This window comes from Salmonella sp. WC3, from assembly GCF_042932255.1.
Taxonomy (GTDB): Bacteria; Pseudomonadota; Gammaproteobacteria; order Enterobacterales; family Enterobacteriaceae; genus Salmonella; species Salmonella enterica.
Map to the genome: position 1 here is coordinate 1115256 of NZ_CP170629.1, position 19514 is coordinate 1134769.

17 protein-coding genes and 1 pseudogene are annotated in these 19514 nt (G+C 53.7%); 9 read left to right on the plus strand and 9 right to left on the minus strand.

What is annotated here, in order from left to right:
- Positions 1-59 precede the first annotated feature (59 nt).
- The 5 genes and pseudogenes from yacL (at position 60) to ACFK9X_RS05255 (ending at position 4628) form a co-directional block, all read left to right on the plus strand.
- Positions 60-422 carry a protein YacL gene (yacL, locus tag ACFK9X_RS05235; RefSeq protein WP_000384308.1) on the plus strand — a complete coding sequence of 121 codons (363 nt, stop codon included), beginning with the start codon at positions 60-62 and terminating at the stop codon, positions 420-422.
- A 234-nt stretch (positions 423-656) separates the two neighbouring features.
- Complete coding sequence (locus ACFK9X_RS05240; RefSeq protein ID WP_001022091.1) at positions 657-1610, plus strand: 2-keto-3-deoxygluconate permease 1; 954 nt, start codon at positions 657-659, stop codon at positions 1608-1610.
- A pseudogene (locus ACFK9X_RS05245) lies at positions 1607-2878 on the plus strand (D-threonate kinase). Before ACFK9X_RS05240 ends, ACFK9X_RS05245 begins: the two are co-directional and overlap by 4 nt.
- Positions 2868-3851: a D-threonate 4-phosphate dehydrogenase gene (locus ACFK9X_RS05250; RefSeq protein ID WP_000448745.1), complete on the plus strand. Its 984-nt coding sequence runs from the start codon at positions 2868-2870 to the stop codon at positions 3849-3851. The pseudogene ACFK9X_RS05245 and the gene ACFK9X_RS05250 overlap by 11 nt, the downstream one beginning before the upstream one ends.
- A gap of 9 nt (positions 3852-3860) precedes the next feature.
- A complete protein-coding gene (locus ACFK9X_RS05255; RefSeq protein WP_000678254.1) occupies positions 3861-4628 on the plus strand; it encodes a DeoR/GlpR family DNA-binding transcription regulator in 768 nt (255 codons plus the stop codon).
- 29 nt (positions 4629-4657) lie between these two features.
- Here ACFK9X_RS05255 and speD read toward each other — a convergent pair whose 3' ends face one another.
- The 3 genes from speD to ACFK9X_RS05270 form a co-directional block, all read right to left on the minus strand.
- Positions 4658-5452 carry an adenosylmethionine decarboxylase gene (gene speD / locus ACFK9X_RS05260; protein ID WP_151115769.1) on the minus strand — a complete coding sequence of 265 codons (795 nt, stop codon included), beginning with the start codon at positions 5450-5452 and terminating at the stop codon, positions 4658-4660.
- 20 nt (positions 5453-5472) lie between these two features.
- Positions 5473-6333: a polyamine aminopropyltransferase gene (gene speE, locus ACFK9X_RS05265; protein WP_000829968.1), complete on the minus strand. Its 861-nt coding sequence runs from the start codon at positions 6331-6333 to the stop codon at positions 5473-5475.
- Between the two features lie 106 nt (positions 6334-6439).
- Positions 6440-6787 (minus strand): YacC family pilotin-like protein, encoded by a 348-nt coding sequence (locus ACFK9X_RS05270; protein WP_000846613.1) that lies wholly within the window; start codon positions 6785-6787, stop codon positions 6440-6442.
- A 201-nt stretch (positions 6788-6988) separates the two neighbouring features.
- Between ACFK9X_RS05270 and cueO the strand changes: the two genes are divergently transcribed.
- The gene (gene cueO / locus ACFK9X_RS05275) at positions 6989-8599 is read left to right on the plus strand and encodes a multicopper oxidase CueO (RefSeq protein ID WP_000946058.1); all 1611 of its coding nucleotides are present in this window, start codon (positions 6989-6991) and stop codon (positions 8597-8599) included.
- A gap of 84 nt (positions 8600-8683) precedes the next feature.
- On the opposite strand, the gene ACFK9X_RS05280 is transcribed toward cueO, so the two are convergent.
- The gene (locus ACFK9X_RS05280) at positions 8684-11074 is read right to left on the minus strand and encodes a glucose/quinate/shikimate family membrane-bound PQQ-dependent dehydrogenase (RefSeq protein ID WP_151115771.1); all 2391 of its coding nucleotides are present in this window, start codon (positions 11072-11074) and stop codon (positions 8684-8686) included.
- 205 nt (positions 11075-11279) lie between these two features.
- Here ACFK9X_RS05280 and hpt point away from each other — a divergent pair, with 205 nt between their 5' ends.
- Positions 11280-11816: a hypoxanthine phosphoribosyltransferase gene (gene hpt, locus ACFK9X_RS05285; protein ID WP_000683343.1), complete on the plus strand. Its 537-nt coding sequence runs from the start codon at positions 11280-11282 to the stop codon at positions 11814-11816.
- A 57-nt stretch (positions 11817-11873) separates the two neighbouring features.
- On the opposite strand, the gene can is transcribed toward hpt, so the two are convergent.
- Positions 11874-12536 (minus strand): carbonate dehydratase, encoded by a 663-nt coding sequence (gene can / locus ACFK9X_RS05290; protein WP_000651591.1) that lies wholly within the window; start codon positions 12534-12536, stop codon positions 11874-11876.
- A gap of 108 nt (positions 12537-12644) precedes the next feature.
- Here can and ACFK9X_RS05295 point away from each other — a divergent pair, with 108 nt between their 5' ends.
- Both ACFK9X_RS05295 and ACFK9X_RS05300 read left to right on the plus strand, forming a co-directional pair.
- Positions 12645-13571, plus strand: coding sequence for an ABC transporter ATP-binding protein (locus ACFK9X_RS05295; protein WP_151115773.1), 927 nt, complete (start codon positions 12645-12647; stop codon positions 13569-13571).
- Complete coding sequence (locus ACFK9X_RS05300) at positions 13568-14338, plus strand: ABC transporter permease (RefSeq protein WP_000983418.1); 771 nt, start codon at positions 13568-13570, stop codon at positions 14336-14338. The genes ACFK9X_RS05295 and ACFK9X_RS05300 overlap by 4 nt, the downstream gene beginning before the upstream one ends.
- A 116-nt stretch (positions 14339-14454) precedes the next feature.
- Here the strand turns inward: ACFK9X_RS05300 and ACFK9X_RS05305 are convergent, their stop codons facing one another.
- From ACFK9X_RS05305 to ACFK9X_RS05320, 4 genes are read right to left on the minus strand one after another with little or no spacing between them, the layout of a single operon-like run.
- The gene (locus ACFK9X_RS05305) at positions 14455-15534 is read right to left on the minus strand and encodes a fimbrial protein (protein ID WP_000794043.1); all 1080 of its coding nucleotides are present in this window, start codon (positions 15532-15534) and stop codon (positions 14455-14457) included.
- Between the two features lie 8 nt (positions 15535-15542).
- Entirely contained in the window at positions 15543-18089 is a 2547-nt protein-coding gene (locus tag ACFK9X_RS05310) for a fimbrial outer membrane usher protein (protein WP_151115775.1), read from the minus strand.
- 26 nt (positions 18090-18115) lie between these two features.
- Positions 18116-18799: a fimbrial biogenesis chaperone StiB gene (stiB, locus tag ACFK9X_RS05315; protein WP_001086413.1), complete on the minus strand. Its 684-nt coding sequence runs from the start codon at positions 18797-18799 to the stop codon at positions 18116-18118.
- A 47-nt stretch (positions 18800-18846) separates the two neighbouring features.
- A complete protein-coding gene (locus tag ACFK9X_RS05320; RefSeq protein ID WP_000777530.1) occupies positions 18847-19386 on the minus strand; it encodes a fimbrial protein in 540 nt (179 codons plus the stop codon).
- Positions 19387-19514 lie beyond the last annotated feature (128 nt).

Genomic DNA, 19514 nt, shown 5'->3' on the forward strand with positions numbered 1-19514 from the left:
ATAATTACCTTAAGGCGCAATGCGGTATTGGCGCATTGCCAGGGCAGAGGAAAACAATTATGGATTACGAATTTCTGCGCGACGTTACCGGAGGGGTAAAAGTACGAATGTCGATGGGCCACGAGGTGGTCGGTCACTGGTTTAATGAAGAGGTTAAAGACAACCTCTCGCTACTGGATGAAGTAGAACAAGCCGCGCGTACGGTCAAAGGCAGCGAACGCTCCTGGCAACGAGCAGGGCATGAATACACGATCTGGATGGACGGCGAAGAAGTGATGATTCGCGCCAATCAACTGGATTTTTCCGGCGATGAGATGGAAGAGGGGATGAGTTATTACGATGAAGAGAGTTTATCCCTGTGCGGCATGGAGGATTTTCTGCGGGTCGTCGCCGCGTATCGGGAATTCGTCAGTAAAGCCTGACCCTCTCTTCGTTATTGTCCCACAACGCCAGTCGACGGACAGTTGGGGGCGGTAGTGGAAACGAAGTCGCCAAACATTCCAGCCGGGAGTATCCCGGCTTTTTTATAGCAGAATGATTTTTTGATTTTTATTAATCATTTTAAAACTGTAATCTGACGCGTTTGTGATCTTAATTTGATTTAATATAATCGTTATGATTTTATTCAATCACAACAAGCAACAGGCGGTAAGACCATGAACATCAAAAAAGCAATAGAGCGCGTACCCGGCGGCATGATGGTCGTACCGCTCGTTATTGGCGCAGTCATTAACACCTTCGCCCCGCAGGCGCTTGAGATCGGCGGTTTTACCACTGCCTTATTTAAAAACGGCGCGGCACCGCTGATTGGCGCTTTTCTGCTGTGTATGGGAGCCGGTATCAGTGTGAAAGCCGCGCCCCAGGCGTTATTGCAGGGCGGGACGATTACGCTCACTAAGTTGCTTGTCGCCATCGGGATTGGCCTGAGCGTGGAGCATCTTTTCGGCGCGGAGGGTATTTTTGGCCTGAGCGGCGTGGCGATTATCGCGGCGATGAGCAATTCGAATGGCGGACTTTATGCTGCGCTGGTAGGCGAATTCGGCAATGAGCGCGACGTCGGCGCTATCTCTATTTTGTCTCTTAATGATGGCCCTTTCTTTACGATGATTGCGCTGGGCGCGGCAGGGATGGCGAACATTCCCATTATGGCGCTGGTGGCGGTGCTGGTTCCGCTGGTTGTCGGCATGATCCTCGGCAATCTTGATCCTCATATGCGCGATTTTTTGACCAAAGGCGGCCCGCTGCTCATTCCTTTCTTTGCTTTTGCGCTGGGGGCGGGCATCAACCTGGAAATGTTACTGCAAGGCGGACTTGCCGGAATTCTGCTCGGCGTGCTGACAACGTTCGTTGGCGGTTTCTTTAATATTCGCGCAGATCGTCTGGTTGGCGGAACTGGCATTGCCGGGGCGGCGGCCTCCAGCACCGCGGGTAATGCCGTTGCGACGCCGCTGGCTATTGCGCAGGCCGACCCTTCGCTCGCCGAGGTGGCCGCTGCTGCCGCTCCGCTGATTGCCGCCTCGGTGATCACCACGGCAATCCTGACGCCAGTGTTGACCTCCTGGGTTGCGAAAAAACAGGCGCGTCAGGCTTCTTTGGAGAAAAACGCATGAAAATGATGGTTATCGCCGATGATTTTACCGGATCGAATGATACCGGCGTCCAGTTGGCGAAGAAGGGGGCGAGAACGGAAGTTATGTTGAGCGCGTCGCAAAAACCGTCCCGCCGCGCCGATGTGTTAGTCATTAACACCGAAAGCCGGGCGATGCCCGCAGATCAGGCGGCATCTGCCGTTTATGCCGCGCTTTCCCCGTGGTGTGAGACATCGCCAGCGCCGCTGGTGTACAAAAAAATCGACTCCACATTTCGCGGTAATATCGGCGCCGAAGTGACGGCGGCCATGCGCGCCAGTCAGCGAAAACTGGCCGTTATCGCCGCCGCGATCCCTGCGGCCGGACGCACGACGCTTGAAGGAAAATGTCTGGTTAATGGCGTCCCGCTACTGGAAACCGAATTTGCCAGCGATCCGAAAACGCCCATTGTCTCTTCCCGTATTGCCGAGATAGTGGCGTTGCAAAGTGAGATCCCTGTGTATGAAGTCTTTTTGCAGGATGTCCGACGCGGCGGGTTAAGCGCCTTACTTACGGCTTATGCGGCTGAGGGCGAAGGGATTATCGTCGTGGATGCGGTGGAAGAGCGGGACCTGACGTTGATTGCGCAAGCGGCGTGTGAACAACCGTCGATGCCGCTACTCGTCGGCGCAGCGGGTCTGGCGAATGCGTTGCCGGTTGAACTTTTTATGCAAGACCGGCAGCGGCTGCCGGTGCTGGTGGTGGCCGGTTAGATGAACGAAGCCACGCGACGTCAGGTGGATAATGCGCTGTGCCGGGGACGTGCGGAGGTCGTGGATATTGATGCCGCGCGCATGGTGTCGGATAGCGCGGAACAGGAAATCGCGTCTGTCGTAGAGCAGGCCTGCGCGCTGTTAAGTCAGCATCGACATACGATTTTACGCACCAGCCGTCGCGCAGAAGATCGACAGTTAATCGACGCGCTGTGCGAAAAATCCGCGATGAGTCGTCAGCAATTGGGCGAGCGACTGAGTCAGCGGCTTGGCGTCGTCACGTTAAACATTATCGAGCAGGCGCGGATTGGCGGGTTGTTTCTGACCGGCGGCGATATCGCTACCGCCGTCGCCGGCGTGCTTGGCGCTGAAGGTTATCGCATTCAGAGCGAGGTGGCGCCCTGTATTCCCTGTGGAACGTTTGTAAACAGCGAAATTGACGATCTGCCGGTCATTACCAAAGCGGGCGGATTCGGTTCAGACAGTACGTTGTGTGACGCGCTTTATTATATTGAGGAGATGTATTGTGGAGACTAAAACCGTTGCCATTACCATGGGCGATCCAGCGGGCATTGGGCCGGAAATTATTGTTAAAGCGCTAAGCGAAGACGGTCTCAACGGCGCGCCGCTGGTGGTTATTGGATGCCTCGCAACGTTGAAACGTTTACAGGCGAAGGGCATCACGCCGAACGTCGAGTTACGGGCCATTGAACGGGTCGCCGAAGCGCGTTTTGCGCCCGGCATCATTCATGTGATTGATGAGCCGCTGGCGCAGCCGGAGGCGCTGGAGGCCGGGAAAGTTCAGGCGCAGGCGGGGGATTTAGCGTATCGCTGCGTGAAGCGCGCCACCGAGTTAGCGTTACGGGGCGACGTACAGGCTATCGCTACCGCGCCGCTGAATAAAGAGGCGCTGCACCTGGCAGGGCACAACTATCCGGGCCATACCGAGCTGCTCGCGACCCTGACCCATAGCCGCGATTACGCGATGGTACTTTACACCGATAAACTAAAAGTGATTCACGTTTCAACGCATATCGCGCTGCGTAAATTCCTTGATACGTTAAGTACCGCGCGTGTCGAAACGGTGATTGGCATTGCTGATACTTTCCTCAAGCGTGTGGGTTACGTTAAACCGCGTATCGCCGTGGCAGGCGTGAATCCTCATGCGGGCGAGAATGGCCTGTTTGGCGATGAAGAGACGCGTATCCTGACGCCAGCCATTACCGATGCCCGCGCAAAAGGTATGGACGTTTATGGGCCGTGCCCGCCGGATACTGTATTTCTCCAGGCTTATGAGGGACAGTATGATATGGTGGTGGCGATGTATCATGATCAGGGGCATATCCCGTTGAAATTGCTTGGCTTTTATGATGGCGTGAATATCACCGCGGGGCTGCCGTTTATTCGGACCTCTGCCGATCATGGCACCGCATTTGATATCGCCTGGACGGGAAAAGCAAAATCTGAGAGCATGGCCGTATCGATCAAACTGGCAATGCAACTGGCATAATTCCCTGTTATGAAAGGACAACACCGTCTGGATCTCATTGTGGCGTATCTGAAAAACCATACGCTGGTTACGGTAGAACAGCTGGTTGAGGCGGTTGACGCATCGCCAGCCACTATCCGTCGCGATTTGATCAAGCTGGATGAGCAGGGCGTGATCAGCCGTAGTCATGGCGGCGTGGCGCTGCGGCGTTTTGAACCCGCCCAGCCCACCACCAATGAAAAACAACTGCGATCGCCTGCTGAAAAACGGGCGATCGCACGCGTTGCCGCATCGCTGGTCAATGCTGGCGATGCCGTCGTGCTGGATGCCGGTACGACAATGATGGAGCTGGCGAAATGCTTAACCCATCTTCCGCTGCGGGTCATCACCGTCGATCTGCATATTGCGCTGTTTTTAGCTGAGTTCCGGCAAATTGAAGTGACGATTGTCGGCGGTCGTATCGATGACAGCAGTCAGTCCTGTATCGGTGAGCATGGGCGTAAGCTGTTGCGCAGCGTGTATCCGAACATCGCGTTTATGAGCTGTAATTCATGGGGGGTAAAAACGGGCGTGACGACCCCAACGGAAGATAAGGCCGGGCTTAAACAGGAGATTATTGCTAATGCGCAGCGCAAAGTGTTGCTGGCGGACAGCAGTAAGTATGGCGCGCATTCGCTCTTTAATGTGGTGCCGCTTGAGCGCTTTAATGACGTGATTACCGACGTCAATCTGCCGCCGTCAGCGCAGGTTGAACTGAAAGGGCGCGCTTTTGCGCTAACGCTGGTGCAGCCGGAGTGACAGCGCCGTCAGGCGCTGCCAGTGGTGAATCAGACCGCAGAAATATTGCGGCCGTAGTAAATCTCGCGCATCTCTTTCCACAGCGCGGCGGTGATCTCCTGGCGTTCGGTTTCAGTGAGATCTTCCGGTTTGGTGTGAAACATGTAGTGCTTAAGATCGAACTCTTTAAGCAGCATCTTGGTATGGAAAATATTTTCCTGATACACGTTTACATCCACCATGTCATACAGCGACTTCATATCTTCCGACATAAAATTCTGAATAGAATTAATCTCATGATCGATAAAGTGCTTCATACCGTTGACGTCGCGCGTAAAGCCGCGCACGCGGTAATCGATGGTGACAATATCGGACTCTAGCCGGTGGATCAGGTAATTGAGCGCTTTTAGCGGTGAAATCACCCCGCAGGTTGACACTTCGATGTCGGCGCGAAAGGTGCATAGCCCGCCTTCCGGATGGCTTTCCGGATAGGTATGCACACAGATATGGCTCTTATCGAGGTGCGCCACCACGGTTTCCGGCAGCGGGCCGGGATGTTCGGTTTGATCGATAAGTTTCGGGTCGACTGGCTCTTCGCTCACCAGAATCGTGACGCTGGCGCCCTGGGGTTCATAATCCTGACGGGCGATGTTCAGGATGTTCGCGCCGATAATGGAGCAGGTCTCCGACAGGATCTCGGTCAGTCGGTTGGCGTTATAGAGTTCATCGATATAGGCGATATAGCCATCGCGCTCTTCTGCGGTTTTGGCGTAGCAGATATCGTAAATACAAAAACTCAGGCTTTTCGTCAGATTGTTAAAGCCATGCAGTTTCAGCTTTTTCAATTTTTATCACCTCCTTAACGTCACTGTGCGGACAGTGCGTCATGTAGATATTGCGGTAGCGCAAATGCAGCGGCATGAATAGCCGGGTTGTAATAGCGGCATTTGAGTCCGGCGGCATGAAAACGCGCCTGAATAATTTCGCTCGACAGGTGGCGAAGAGCGTCGTTGTCCGTCGCCCAGGCGAAGGTCATAATGCCGCCGTAATAGGTCGGAATCGCCGCTTGGTAGAAGCCGACATCGCTGAAGTAATGACTCAGCTTGCGGTGGCTGTCGAGCGCTTCATCCTGCTGCAGGAAGCACACGCCGTTCTGGGCGACAAAAATGCCGCCCGGATTCAGGCAACGCTTACAGCCTTCATAAAAGGCGGAGGTAAACAGGCTTTCGCCGGGGCCTATCGGATCGGTACAGTCGGAAATGATCACATCAAAGGTCTGATGGGTCTGATTGACGAAATTCACGCCGTCGTCGATTACCAGCGTAAAGCGCGGATCGTCGTAGCTGCCGGCATTGTGGTTGGGTAAATACTGGCGGCAAAACGAGACTACGCCAGCGTCGATCTCTACCATGGTGATGGTTTCGACGTTTTTATGCCGGGTAACTTCACGTAGCATTGCGCCGTCGCCGCCGCCGATAATCAGAACGTGTTTCGCATGACCGTGCGCCAGCAGCGGGACGTGGGTCATCATTTCATGATAAATAAACTCGTCGCGTTCGGTGGTCTGTACCACGCCGTCCAGCGCCATCACGCGGCCAAAAGCGGCGTTTTCAAAGATGATTAAATCCTGGTGATCGGTTTTTTCATGATACAGAACGTTGTCTACGGCAAAGTACTGACCAAACTGGTCGTGTAGCGTTTCATGCCACATCGTATTTTCGGCCATTGGCTGATACCTCCATTGTTAACACCCGTAAAAAAAGGGCGCAACATCATAGCTAACAATGACCGTGGATGCACGGTCATTATTTCAGCAATAGGATCACGGAGGATTATTTAACGTAGGCTAACAGGCTCAGAGAATCGCGGGCCAAAGCTTTGCATTTTTTAGCGACCGGAATACCGATGCCGCTAAGATCGCGGTAGCTGTCTTCGCCCAACGATTTCATATCGAAGGTGTCGTAGTTACTCAGGTCCCACTGATTTTGCTGGGCAAAAAAGACCAGCGCACGCCGAATCTGACTGTTGGGTAAATTTTGGTAACCACAGTCATTTTTCAGAAAAACGAAAACCGCCGTTAAATCGGCCATATCTTCAGCTTCGGATTCAGTAAGCGCATAGCTATTTGCGCATAAGGCCATCAGGCTGCCAAACAACACGGGTCTGAAAAACGTCTTCATTGCTTCTACCACGGCATCAGGGAAAGTCAACGTTAGCATACTGAGAACGTAGCGACGACTTTTATTATCAGGATTGGTCGCGGCGTTTTCATTCTTATTGTATTGCTGTCAGGAATGGTAAAGACGTGTTGCTGGCTTGACCTTCCCGTTAGGGCAGGGTCTAAGCTTAGACACCCGCCTGTTCATTATAAGGAAATGATTATGTTACGCCGTGATTTCTTAAAATATTCAGTGGCGCTGGGGGTTGCATCAGCGCTGCCGCTGTGGAGCCGCGCCGCTTTTGCCGCCGAACGTCCCGCGTTGCCTATTCCTGACCTGTTAACGGCAGATGCGAGCAACCGTATGCAGTTAATTGTTAAAGCCGGACAGTCCACATTCGCTGGTAAGAACGCGACAACCTGGGGCTACAACGGTAATTTGCTGGGGCCAGCGGTACAGCTTCACAAAGGAAAAAGCGTGACCGTTGATATCCATAACCAACTGGCCGAAGACACGACGCTTCACTGGCATGGTCTGGAGATTCCAGGCATCGTCGACGGCGGTCCGCAGGGGATTATTCCCGCAGGCGGAACCCGCACGGTGACGTTTACGCCGCAGCAACGCGCCGCGACCTGCTGGATTCATCCGCACAAACACGGCAAAACCGGGCGCCAGGTGGCGATGGGCCTTGCCGGACTGGTGCTGATTGAAGATGACGAGATTCGCAAATTGCGCCTGCCGAAACAGTGGGGCATCGACGATGTACCGGTGATCATTCAGGACAAACGTTTCTCCGCCGATGGCCAGATTGATTATCAACTGGATATTATGACCGCCGCCGTCGGCTGGTTTGGCGATACGCTGCTGACCAATGGCGCGATCTATCCGCAGCATTCCGCGCCGAAAGGCTGGCTACGTCTGCGCTTGCTAAATGGCTGTAATGCGCGTTCTCTGAATATCGCCGCCAGCGATAATCGCCCGCTTTATGTGATCGCCAGCGACGGCGGCCTGCTGGCGGAGCCAGTGAAAGTCACCGAACTGCCGTTATTAATGGGCGAGCGTTTTGAAGTGCTGGTGGATATCAGCGACGGGAAAGCCTTTGACCTGGTGACGCTGCCGGTCAGCCAGATGGGAATGGCGATCGCTCCGTTTGATAAACCGCATCCGGTGATGCGTATCCAGCCGCTGCGGATTACCGCCTCCGGTACGCTGCCGGATACGTTGACGACGATGCCGGCGCTGCCGTCGCTGGAAGGGCTGACGGTGCGCAACCTGAAACTGTCGATGGACCCGCGTCTTGATATGATGGGGATGCAAATGCTGATGAAGAAATATGGCGCTCAGGCGATGAGCGGCATGGATCATGACAGCATGAACGCGCATATGCAGGGCGGCAATATGGGGCATGGCGAGATGGATCATGGCAACATGGATCACAGCGGGATGAATCATGGCGCGATGGGCAATATGAATCACGGCGGAAAATTCGACTTCCATAACGCTAACTTTATCAACGGCCAGGTCTTTGATATGAACAAACCGATGTTCGCGGCGCAAAAAGGCCGACATGAACGTTGGGTGATTTCCGGCGTGGGTGACATGATGCTGCATCCTTTCCATATTCACGGCACCCAGTTCCGTATTTTGTCAGAGAACGGCAAAGCGCCAGCGGCGCACAGAACGGGCTGGAAGGATACGGTACGCGTTGAGGGTGGTATCAGCGAAGTGCTGGTCAAGTTCGATCACGACGCGCCGAAGGAACATGCCTATATGGCGCACTGTCATCTGTTAGAACATGAAGATACGGGAATGATGTTAGGATTTACGGTCTGACCGATGTCTGCGACGCAGGCCGGGTAAGGCGAAGCCGCCACCCGGCACCCGGCACAATGCCCGGCATACGCCGGGCATTAATGGTTATTTCGCGTCGTCAGGCAAAGCATAGGCCACGATATAGTCGCCCATCTTCGTACCAAACGAACCGTGGCCTCCGGCAGAAACGACCACGTACTGCTTACCGTTTACCTCATAGGTCATCGGCGTTGCCTGGCCTCCGGCGGGTAAACGTCCCTGCCACAGTTTTTCCCCGTTGCTCATGTTATAAGCGCGCAGGTAGTTGTCGGCGGTCGCGGCGATAAACAGCACGTTACCGGCGGTTGAGATTGGCCCGCCCAGCATGGGCATCCCCATGTTGAACGGCACCGGAACCGGCATCGGGAACGGCATACTGTCGCGCGGCGTCCCTATACGTTTCTTCCACACGATTTCATTGGTCTTCAGATCCAACGCGGAAATATAGCCCCAGGCCGGTTGTTTACACGGCAAACCAAACGGCGAAAGGAACGGATTCAGCGTGACGCCGAACGGTACGCCGTACTGCGGCTGAATACCCGCTTCTGTACCGGTACCTTTCGCGTCTTTCGGCGGTTCCATTGGATTACCCGGGCCGCGTGGGATCAGCTTCGAGACAAACGGCAGCGCCATCGGGTTAGCGATAGCGACCTGACGGTCTGGATCGACGGAAATACCGCCCCATTCAAACATCCCCAGGTTGCCAGGGAATACCAATGTCCCCTGCTCGGATGGCGGGGTGAAGATACCTTCATAGCGCAACTGGTGGAACATGACGCGGCACACCAGTTGGTCGAACATGGTCGCGCCCCACATATCCGCGCCGGAGAGATCTTTTTTCGGGCGGAAGGTTAAATCAGAGAACGGCTGAGTTTTGGTGACGTAATCGCCTTTTGCCGCGCCCTGTGGGACCGGTTTTTCCGGAGCGGGCACGACCAGCTCGCCATTACGTCTGTCGAGCACAAAGATATTACCGGTTTTCGCTGGCGCATAGATAACCGGAACGGTAGTACCGTCAACGGTAATATCTGCCAGCGTCGGCTGTGCCGGCAGGTCCATATCCCACAGATCGTGATGGACGGTCTGATAACTCCAGGCCAGTTTCCCGGTGGTGGCATTCAGCGCCAGGATGGAGCTGGCATAACGCTCCTGCTCCGGCGTGCGGTTACCGCCCCAGATATCCGGCGTGGTCACGCCCATCGGCAGATAGACCAGATCCAGTTTCGCATCATAGGCGGCAGGCGCCCAGGAGTTCGGCGAGTTAAAGGTAAAAGCGTGCTCATCGGCTGGAATCGCGTTCGGATCTTTCGCCCCCGGATCGAAGGCCCACATGAGTTTACCGCTATTAACATCAAAACCACGGATAACGCCGGACGTTTCGCGGGTAGAGAAGTTATCCGTGACCGAACCGGCAATGACAATTGTTTTATCGGTGATAATCGGCGGCGACGTCGGTTCATACAGTCCCGGCGTGGTATCCGGCATATTGGTTTGCAGATTCAGGACGCCTTTGTTGGCGAAGGTTTCACACAGCTTGCCGGTTTCGGCATTCACCGCGAAAAGGCGACCGTCGTTGACCGGGAGGATAATACGGCGCGGACAGTCGGCGATGACCTCCGGCGAGGCGGTATCCGCTTTGGCCTCATGATAAGAGACGCCGCGGCAGGTCACATGCTGGAAAGACGAATCGGTCTTCAACTGAGGATCAAAATGCCACTTCTCTTTACCGCTGGCGGCGTCCAGCGCGAACAGACGCTGGTGAGCCGTACACAGATAAAGCGTATCGCCGACTTTAATCGGGGTCACTTCGTTGGTGATTTCGCCCGGATCGTTGGGTTGTTTCAGATCGCCGGTGCGGAAGACCCACGCTTCTTTCAGTTGGTGAACGTTATCCGCAGTGATCTGTTTCAGCGGCGAATAGCGTTGGCCTTCCTGATTACGTCCATAGGCCGGCCAGTCTTCGTCGGCGATCGACGAACTTGTTGCGGCGGGCGTGGCGTCGGCGCGAAGCGTACCGTTGATCTCCTGCGGGTCGTTGAAGCCAGCCCAGGTCAGAATGCCGCCGCTAATCAGCAGCGCCACGACCAGCGCCGCCACTGCGCCGCTGGAAGGAACCACCAGCCGATGCCAGACAAACGGCAATATTAGCCAGATGCCGAAAAACACCAGGATATCGCTACGCGGCGTGAGCGCCCAGAAGTCGAACCCGACTTCCCACACGCCCCAAATCATTGTCGCCAGCAGCAGGGCGGCATACAGCCACAGTGCGGCACGTTTACTGCGCCATAGCAATCCGGCCACAACCAGCATCACGAGGCCCGCGATGGGGTAGTACCAGGAACCGCCAATAGCAACCAGCCAGACACCTCCGATAAGAAGATACAGCCCACAAAGTGCTGCAAGGAGGGCCGTCAGCGTCACGAGTAATCGTGGCGATCGTGCGTTATTTTCTGCCATAAAAAGACACCATCCCAAATTGTTAATTTTTTAGTAGCAATTAAGTATAGGAATTAACATGTGTGATCGTCATCACAAAATGAGCTTTCTTATCAAATGCCGCGAATGAATACGTTTGCTGTTATACTGCGTGCCTTGCGCGTCAATGCGGCGTTATTAGTCACCGGCATTGAGTGATTTGTTTTTAAATCATATGGTTATAAATATGAAACATACTGTTGAAGTCATGATCCCCGAAGCGGAGATCAAAGCACGTATTGCCGAGCTGGGTCGTCAGATTACCGAACGTTATAAAGACAGCGGCAGTGAAATGGTGCTGGTAGGTCTGTTGCGTGGCTCATTTATGTTTATGGCGGACCTGTGCCGTGAAGTCCAGGTTCCTCATGAAGTCGATTTTATGACCGCCTCCAGTTATGGTAGCGGCATGTCCACCACTCGCGACGTGAAAATCCTCAAAGATCTGGATGAAGATATTCGTGGTAAAGACGTGCTGATTGTCGAAGACATTATTGATTCCGGTAATACGCTGTCGAAGGTCCGTGAAATCCTGGGCCTGCGCGAGCCGAAATCGCTGGCGATTTGTACGCTGCTGGATAAACCTTCTCGCCGCGAAGTGGACGTGCCGGTTGAGTTCGTTGGCTTTTCGATTCCGGACGAATTTGTAGTCGGTTACGGTATCGACTACGCTCAGCGTTATCGCCATCTACCGTATGTTGGTAAAGTGGTGGTGCTGGACGAGTAAGCGCAGAAATGCCGGATGGCGTCGCTAAAGCGACTTATCCGGCCTATAGCTAATGGCTTATTGGTGGGGAATGTATTTCAGACTTAGGGCGGAAATACCCTTATGATAGCCGTTCTCCAGCGTTTCTCTGTTGGTGGCGGTGACGTCAAGATCGCGCAGCAGGCCATCATTGATACTGTACGCCCAGCCGTGAATGGTCACATTCTGACCGCGTTTCCACGCTGACTGCATAATGGTGGAATGCCCCAGGTTATAGACCTGTTCCATGACGTTCAATTCATAGAGCGCGTCCAGACGTTGCTCTTCGGGCATTTTTCCCAACAGCGAGCTATGTTTAAGCCAGATGTCGCGGATATGCAGCAGCCAGTTATTAATCAAGCCCAGCTCAGGGTTTTCTACCGCAGCCTTGATACCGCCGCAACCGGAGTGGCCGCAAATGATAATATGCTCAACTTCCAGAACATCTACCGCATACTGAACCACGGAGAGACAGTTCAGATCGGTGTGAATAACCAAGTTAGCCACATTACGGTGAACAAACAATTCGCCCGGTTCAAGCCCGGTTAAACGCTCTGCGGGAACGCGGCTGTCGGAACATCCAATCCATAGAAAGCGCGGTTTTTGCGCTTGCGCCAGTTTCTCAAAAAATCCGGGGTCCTCTTCCACCAGCATTTTTGACCATAGTGCATTGTTGCTGATGAGTGTATCTATGTCTTTCATGGAAGTTAACGACCTGTAACCAAATAAGTGCGTTGGGCTAATATAGGGCAACTCCGTAATTATTTAAACCATATATAAAGTGTAAGAACGTAAAGTAAGTGAGAATTTATGACCATTGCGCTGGAACTTCAACAACTTAAAAAAACCTATCCCGGCGGCGTTCAGGCGTTGCGCGGCATAGATTTGCAGGTCGAAGCGGGGGATTTTTACGCGCTTCTGGGGCCAAATGGAGCAGGGAAATCGACCACCATCGGTATTATCAGCTCATTGGTTAATAAAACGTCCGGGCGCGTTAACGTTTTTGGTTACGACCTGGAAAAAGACGTGGTTAACGCCAAGCGACAGCTTGGACTGGTGCCACAGGAGTTTAACTTTAACCCGTTTGAAACGGTGCAACAGATCGTAGTGAATCAGGCGGGTTATTACGGCGTGGAACATAAAGAGGCGGTTTTACGTAGCGAAAAGTATTTAAAACAGCTCGATCTGTGGGAAAAACGTCATGAACGCGCGCGGATGCTCTCCGGTGGGATGAAGCGCCTCCTGATGATCGCCCGCGCGCTGATGCATGAGCCTAAACTATTGATTCTCGATGAGCCGACGGCGGGCGTCGATATCGAATTGCGTCGCTCGATGTGGGGATTCCTGAAAGACTTAAACGCCAAAGGCACCACCATTATTCTCACCACCCACTATCTGGAAGAGGCGGAAATGCTGTGCCGCAATATCGGTATTATTCAGCACGGCGAGCTGGTGGAAAATACCTCCATGAAAAATCTGCTTTCAAAGCTGAAATCGGAGACGTTTATTCTGGATTTAGCGCCAAAAAGCCCGCTACCTAAGCTTACGGGTTATCAATATCGTCTGGTGGATACCTCGACTCTGGAGGTGGAAGTGTTACGCGAGCAGGGGGTTAACAGTGTCTTTAGCCAACTGAGTGAGCAGGGGGTTCAGGTATTAAGTATGCGTAATAAAGCCAACCGTCTGGAAGAACTGTTTGTGTCGCTGGTGCATGAAAAACAAGGAGATCGCGCATGATGCAGCTTTACTGGGTTGCCCTTAAAAGCATCTGGGCGAAAGAGATCCACCGCTTTATGCGGATCTGGGTGCAAACGCTGGTGCCGCCTGTCATCACCATGACGCTCTATTTTATTATTTTCGGTAACCTGATTGGTTCGCGCATCGGCGAAATGCATGGTTTTAGCTATATGCAATTTATTGTGCCGGGCCTGATTATGATGGCGGTCATTACTAACTCCTACGCGAATGTCGCGTCGTCATTTTTTAGCGCCAAGTTTCAGCGCAATATTGAGGAACTGCTGGTCGCGCCGGTGCCAACGCACGTGATCATCGCCGGATTTGTCGGCGGCGGCGTAGCGCGCGGGCTATGCGTAGGGATTCTGGTGACGGCGATTTCGCTCTTTTTCGTGCCTTTCCAGGTGCATTCCTGGGTATTTGTCGCGCTAACGCTGATTCTGACCGCGATTCTGTTCTCGCTGGCCGGACTGCTGAACGCCGTGTTTGCGAAAACCTTTGACGATATCAGTCTGATCCCGACCTTTGTGCTGACGCCGCTGACCTACCTCGGCGGGGTATTTTACTCGCTGACGCTGCTGCCGCCGTTCTGGCAAGGGCTGTCGCACCTGAACCCGATCGTCTACATGATCAGCGGTTTCCGTTATGGTTTTCTGGGTATCCATGATGTGCCGCTGGTGACGACGTTTGGCGTACTGGTGATCTTTATCGCTGCTTTCTATCTGCTGTGTTGGTCGCTGATCCAGCGCGGGCGCGGGTTGCGCAGTTAAGCGCTGACTGGGGAGATGGGGCGTTGGGTTGCACTTCGCTTCACCCCATCTACGGGTCCGTAATATCAATGGGTTACGGGTCGGTAGGTGAGGCTTGTCGAAACCCAACGCTTCTCTCAGCGAATCTGAATCTCCAGCGTGGCGGTGGCCTGGTATTCTCCGGTGTGGGGAACATGTCCGGTGGTATTGACCGGCGCGGCGGTGAACTCGGTGCTGCCTCTACCGTCAGTGTAATCTTCAATCGGCAATTCGGCGCTGCCGCCGGGAACGATGGTATTATCGTATTTATCGGAAATCCGTATCCCCAAATTCTCATTGTCGGTTTTCAGGTAGTCCGGGTTGTGCGGATCGGTTGCGCCATTTAATGACATTGACAGGTTGGTGCCGTCCGCCACGTTGCTACAGGTAAAGTTTACCTGAGTGGTGACGTGCGAGTTCTGCGGACTGTCGCCGAGGTGACGAATATCTTTGCCCTCAATATCCGGTAGCCTGACCTCGATAACCTGCCCGGCGTTGATGGAGCAGGACTGCGGCACGGTAATGGTCCCGGACATGGTGACGTGCGCCATCGGTGGAACGGAAGGGGGAATATTATCTCCGCTGCTGCCCGGCGTTTTTGACAAATAGAGATTCATAATCGTCGTCTCAGGAATGGTGATTTCACCTACCAGTGGGTGAGTAATATAAATACGCACGTTACCCTTATTCCCTGCGGACATTTTGTTTATGTCCGCGCCCGTACACCCGCCTGCGGTGGGGTCCTGATTACTGATCGCTGAAAAGGGAACGGGGATATACTGTTTCAGGTTACCGACGATGTAGGTTTCCGTACCAATCTCCAGCTTACCCGCGACCAGAACATAAAAATCCATCTGTTGCCCATTGCTACCCGCTTCGCTGTACGTTCCTTTTTGTGTTAAATCGCCGGTCGTGGCGGTGAAATAGTTAACGCCCTGATAATCTTTATTATCGCAGTCGCACCTGGCGCTGTATTCGCCGCCGACCGACCAACTCTCTTTGACTATTTTCCCTGCCTGGTTCTCATCCGTATCGGTAATGGTCTGGTCAAGGGGAAAAAAGAAATTATGCGTGCCGCTGGTGGGTTGACACCAGCCGCTTCCGTTGCCCATCGTTCCGTCTGCCAGCGCATGGCCTGAAAATAGCGACAGCGCCAGCAGCATCCATAAATTCTTCATTGTGTTCCTCACTGGCAGACGGCGTTCGCCATCACTATGCCGTTCATATTTTTGCTGATATCCAGGTGGTAATCCGCGCGACAAGAGGCGCTTCCCCAGTTCACCAGCAGCAGGCCCTCTTCCGGCAGGCCGCTGAGGAAGACCTGGCCTTTATCGCCGACGATACTGGCCAGGTTCGCATCCTGCCCATCGACGCTTGCCGTCGCGCCAAAGGGCACGGGCTCGCCATTGCTGCGCGTCAGCGTTAACAACACGCGATAGCCCTTATGCGTGTCATACGCCGCGCGCACCACCGCATTACGCGTCGGGTAGACGGTCTGGTTGTTGAGCGGAATATCCACGTTGTCAGCAAACGTGCTGCTGTCGAGCGAGATATCGTAGCGATAATACGGCGTGACGTTGGGGATCACCGTATAACCCCGGAAGTCGGTGGCGACGCCGGTCTGGTTTTCAACCGAAACGCCGCTGGCGCCGGGCGCTTTAATTAAAATCGCCGCGCCGGTAATCGGCTGGCTCAGGGTAATACCGTTTTCGTGCGCCAGAATGCCGCCGCTGATGCCGTAGCTGACTTGTTGGCTATCTGGCGACTGATTGTAACCGGCGTTGAGGTTGGCATAAGTGCCTTTATAGCTGGCGTTTACCCCGCCGGAATCACCGTCTTGTGTGCTGTGGCTTTGCTGTAACGACCAGTTCAGGTTTCTGTCACGCAGCGCGGTGCCGCTAAGGGTGGTGCTGTTCACCGTGGCATCGTGCTTACGCGTGTTCAGCATATAGCTGGCGTATAGCCTGGAATCGAACACCGTAAACGGAACGTGCAGCGACAGCGTGAACAGCCGATCGTTCTGGTTATAACGATCGTCGTCGTTGTCATCATCGTCATTGTCCGAACGGTACTGGTAGGTGTTTTTGTTATAGCTGTAGCTCAGCGTATAGCTCACCGGACCCCAGCTATTGTTGTAGCTGGCGCTCAGGGATTCCATCTGCTGCGCGCTGTGCCAGTAATCTTCTTTGACCCAACTTAGCGTTAAGGAACCGAGCGTATTGCTAATTTGCTGGTTGACCGAAGCTTCGAAACGATTATGGCGCTTGCCGTAGTTATCATAAAAATCGTCGTCCGGGTTGATCACCTCGCTCAGCGAATTGTAGTTTTCGCTGGCGTAACGATAGCCGGCCAGCGAAAACGTGGTGCCCGTACTGACGACGCCCTTGCTGTAGCGGACGCGCCAGGATTGCCCGATTTCTTTGCGGCCATCGTCAAATTTGGCGTGCGACCAGATGCCGTCCAGGGAAATGGCCCCCAGCATCTGCATATTTTGCCCGACGCCGAAGGCGACGGACTGGTATTTATCGCCGGCAATCTGGCTGCCGCCGTACAGGGTGATGCCCCACGGCAGGCCGTACAGCAGGGTCGCCTGGCCGAAGTCGTCCAGCGCGTGGTTGTTATAATCGCGATATTTACCCACGGTCACGCTGTATTTTGCCCGTCCGGTGCGCTGCAGAATCGGCAGCGAAGAGTAGGGCACGATAAAATGCTGTTCGCTGCCGTCGGCTTCTTTTACCGTCACGTCATAGTCGCCGTTGCTGCCGGTGGGAAACATATCGTTGATTTCAAATTCGCCCGGCGAAACGGCGGTCTGATAGGCGATATAGCCGTTTTGCCGCACGATAACCTGCGCGTTTGAGCGGGCGATGCCGCGAATCGTCGGGGCGTAACCACGCTGGCTGTTGGGCTGCATTTGATCGTCAGAGGTGAGCTGGAGGCCGCGAAAAGGTACGCTGTCGAACACGTCGGATGGCGTATTGCTGTCTCCGGCGGTGAACTGGCTTTTCAGCGCGATAATGTCGCGCTGTAAATAGTTATAAACGCTGTTCCAGCTACCGCTCTCGCCGTTATTTGAACTCCAGTTACTGTAGTTGCGAAAACGCCACGGCCCGAGGTTAAAACCCGGCTGGAGAGCGAGATACTTCGATTCCGCATCGTCGGAATCCTCACTGGAACCGTACTCTTTATAGCCGCTGAAGCTGTAGTTCAGCATCAGCGCGGTAATCCCCTCCTGCCACTTTTCCGGCGGTACGTAGCCGCGTGCGTTGTTGGCGATGTAGAGTTGCGGGATGCTTACTGATAATGCCTGTTGCTGAAAGTCAAACCGCTGGCTGGCGCCGGGGATAACGCTGAGATCGACGCAGCCTTTTTCACTCTCCAGCGTTGGAAAAAGGTCGGTTTTGACGCCGTTATCTTTTAGTTCCTGGAGCCGTAAACAGCCCTGTAATGCCTGTTGACCGTCACTGAGCGTCGCGAGTTGAAAATCAACGTTTCGTGCGCCGATTTCTGTTTTATTGATATTGATAGTGACGTAATAGGTACCAGGCAGCTGGCTTTTGTCGTTATCAAATGTCGACAGATCGACGCTTGTGCGATTCGCCTGCCCATGGTTTTCAATAAATGCCGGATTGAAATAGTCGCGCGCCCATGCAACGTGTGTGAACGTGCTGCCCAGCGCGATACACACAGCGCAGCGCGATAAATAAAATACCCGGTGTTGCCTTTTGCGCATCGGCACTCTCATCCCTGTCACTCTTCTCAAGGCGTTTGTTTATGTTCGGGGCCAGTACCGCCAAAATCGTTGATGATAGACCAGGCGATCGGGCCGCTGGCGGCGGCAGGCAGCGTGTACTGCGCGTTGCCGAAAGGCGCCACATAGCGCGGGGCTTTCACTTTTTGACTGCCAACGGAAAGGGTGGCGAAGTTCATATAATAGGGCGTGGGGTTCTTCACGGTGAGCGTGCGACCCTGACGCGACCACGTTAATCGATCGGCAACCTCTTCTGGTTTTTGGGTTAACGCTTTTGGCCGGTAAATCAGCTTAAATTCCGCTTTAACGGCCAGCATGAGCGTGTTGTGTTTATTGTCCGGATTGCTGCTGGGAATCGATTTAATATCCAGCCAGTACATCGACTCGCGATCTTCCGGCAAATTACCGCCGGTACGGATAATTCGCAGTACGTTTTTTTGCCCGCCATTAAGGCGAAAAAGCGGCGGGGTGACCATAAACGGTGCATCACCGCTCGCCCCGGTTTCACTGATCGATTGCGCCCAGGACTGAATTAAATAGGGAACGTTGTCGCTATTGCTTATCGATATGGACGCATCTTTGGCATCGCCGTGAAAAATAACCCGCGTTGTGCCGATGTTTATCCCTGCGGCATGCGCCAGCGAACCGCACAACAGGCAACAAAGCAATCCTGCTTTAGCCAATGAATTCATTGATGACCTCAATAAACAAAGGGGCCAGCCGACGCTGGCCACCAGGATCAGTTATATTGCAGATAGAATGTTGCGGTTGCATCGACCGTTCCCGACTTAACGGGAACCGCGGTGGCGATATAGCGGGCGGTGAAAGGCATTGAGAGTTCCGTCACCCCCTCTGCTGTAGGGAGCGCGACTGCGGCAGACCATGCCTGAAGATCGTTAAAGGTCATAGGGGTGCTAGTTTTATCAAGAATTTGCACGCCAATATTCTCAGCATCATCCTCATTTTTCAGGATGGTCGCATCGGTTCCGTCGAGTGTGCCTTCAAAGCGCGCCTGTACACTGCTGTAGACGTTTGCGTCGCAGTTTTCGAGTTCGATGGTGAAGTCTGTATCCCCTGCCGTCTGCCCTGCGGCAGTGAAAAGAGAGGCAAATTCTTCCTGTAATGTCACCTCTACTGAATCCGTTTTTACCGTACAGGCGTTTTGCTTAATGAGGCCGGTGATATGTACGGTGCCGTCTTTGGCGGTGTCTGCCAGCGCGGCGGGGGAGAGGGTGATGGCGGCCAGTGCCACAGTGAGTGTTTTTAAGGAGAGTTTCATTATCTTTGATCCTTTAAGATATTATAAATATTGACATAGTAACAATATCTATAGTGTGGAAAGTTATTGTTCTTTTTATTCCCGAATGAGTAAATATAATGTCCGATGATTTTTACGGCGCGAAGAAA

Excerpts from the sequence above, each read along its gene's own strand:
- can (WP_000651591.1), bottom strand. The coding sequence starts at position 12,536 with ATGAAAGACATAGATACACTCATCAGCAACAATGCACTATGGTCAAAA.
- ACFK9X_RS05240 (WP_001022091.1), top strand. The coding sequence starts at position 657 with ATGAACATCAAAAAAGCAATAGAGCGCGTACCCGGCGGCATGATGGTC.
- stiB (WP_001086413.1), bottom strand. The coding sequence starts at position 18,799 with ATGAATTCATTGGCTAAAGCAGGATTGCTTTGTTGCCTGTTGTGCGGT.
- ACFK9X_RS05280 (WP_151115771.1), bottom strand. The coding sequence starts at position 11,074 with ATGGCAGAAAATAACGCACGATCGCCACGATTACTCGTGACGCTGACG.
- ACFK9X_RS05255 (WP_000678254.1), top strand. The coding sequence starts at position 3,861 with ATGAAAGGACAACACCGTCTGGATCTCATTGTGGCGTATCTGAAAAAC.
- cueO (WP_000946058.1), top strand. The coding sequence starts at position 6,989 with ATGTTACGCCGTGATTTCTTAAAATATTCAGTGGCGCTGGGGGTTGCA.
- yacL (WP_000384308.1), top strand. The coding sequence starts at position 60 with ATGGATTACGAATTTCTGCGCGACGTTACCGGAGGGGTAAAAGTACGA.
- ACFK9X_RS05300 (WP_000983418.1), top strand. The coding sequence starts at position 13,568 with ATGATGCAGCTTTACTGGGTTGCCCTTAAAAGCATCTGGGCGAAAGAG.
- hpt (WP_000683343.1), top strand. The coding sequence starts at position 11,280 with ATGAAACATACTGTTGAAGTCATGATCCCCGAAGCGGAGATCAAAGCA.
- speE (WP_000829968.1), bottom strand. The coding sequence starts at position 6,333 with ATGGCCGAAAATACGATGTGGCATGAAACGCTACACGACCAGTTTGGT.
- ACFK9X_RS05305 (WP_000794043.1), bottom strand. The coding sequence starts at position 15,534 with ATGAAGAATTTATGGATGCTGCTGGCGCTGTCGCTATTTTCAGGCCAT.
- ACFK9X_RS05320 (WP_000777530.1), bottom strand. The coding sequence starts at position 19,386 with ATGAAACTCTCCTTAAAAACACTCACTGTGGCACTGGCCGCCATCACC.
- ACFK9X_RS05310 (WP_151115775.1), bottom strand. The coding sequence starts at position 18,089 with ATGCGCAAAAGGCAACACCGGGTATTTTATTTATCGCGCTGCGCTGTG.
- ACFK9X_RS05295 (WP_151115773.1), top strand. The coding sequence starts at position 12,645 with ATGACCATTGCGCTGGAACTTCAACAACTTAAAAAAACCTATCCCGGC.
- ACFK9X_RS05270 (WP_000846613.1), bottom strand. The coding sequence starts at position 6,787 with ATGAAGACGTTTTTCAGACCCGTGTTGTTTGGCAGCCTGATGGCCTTA.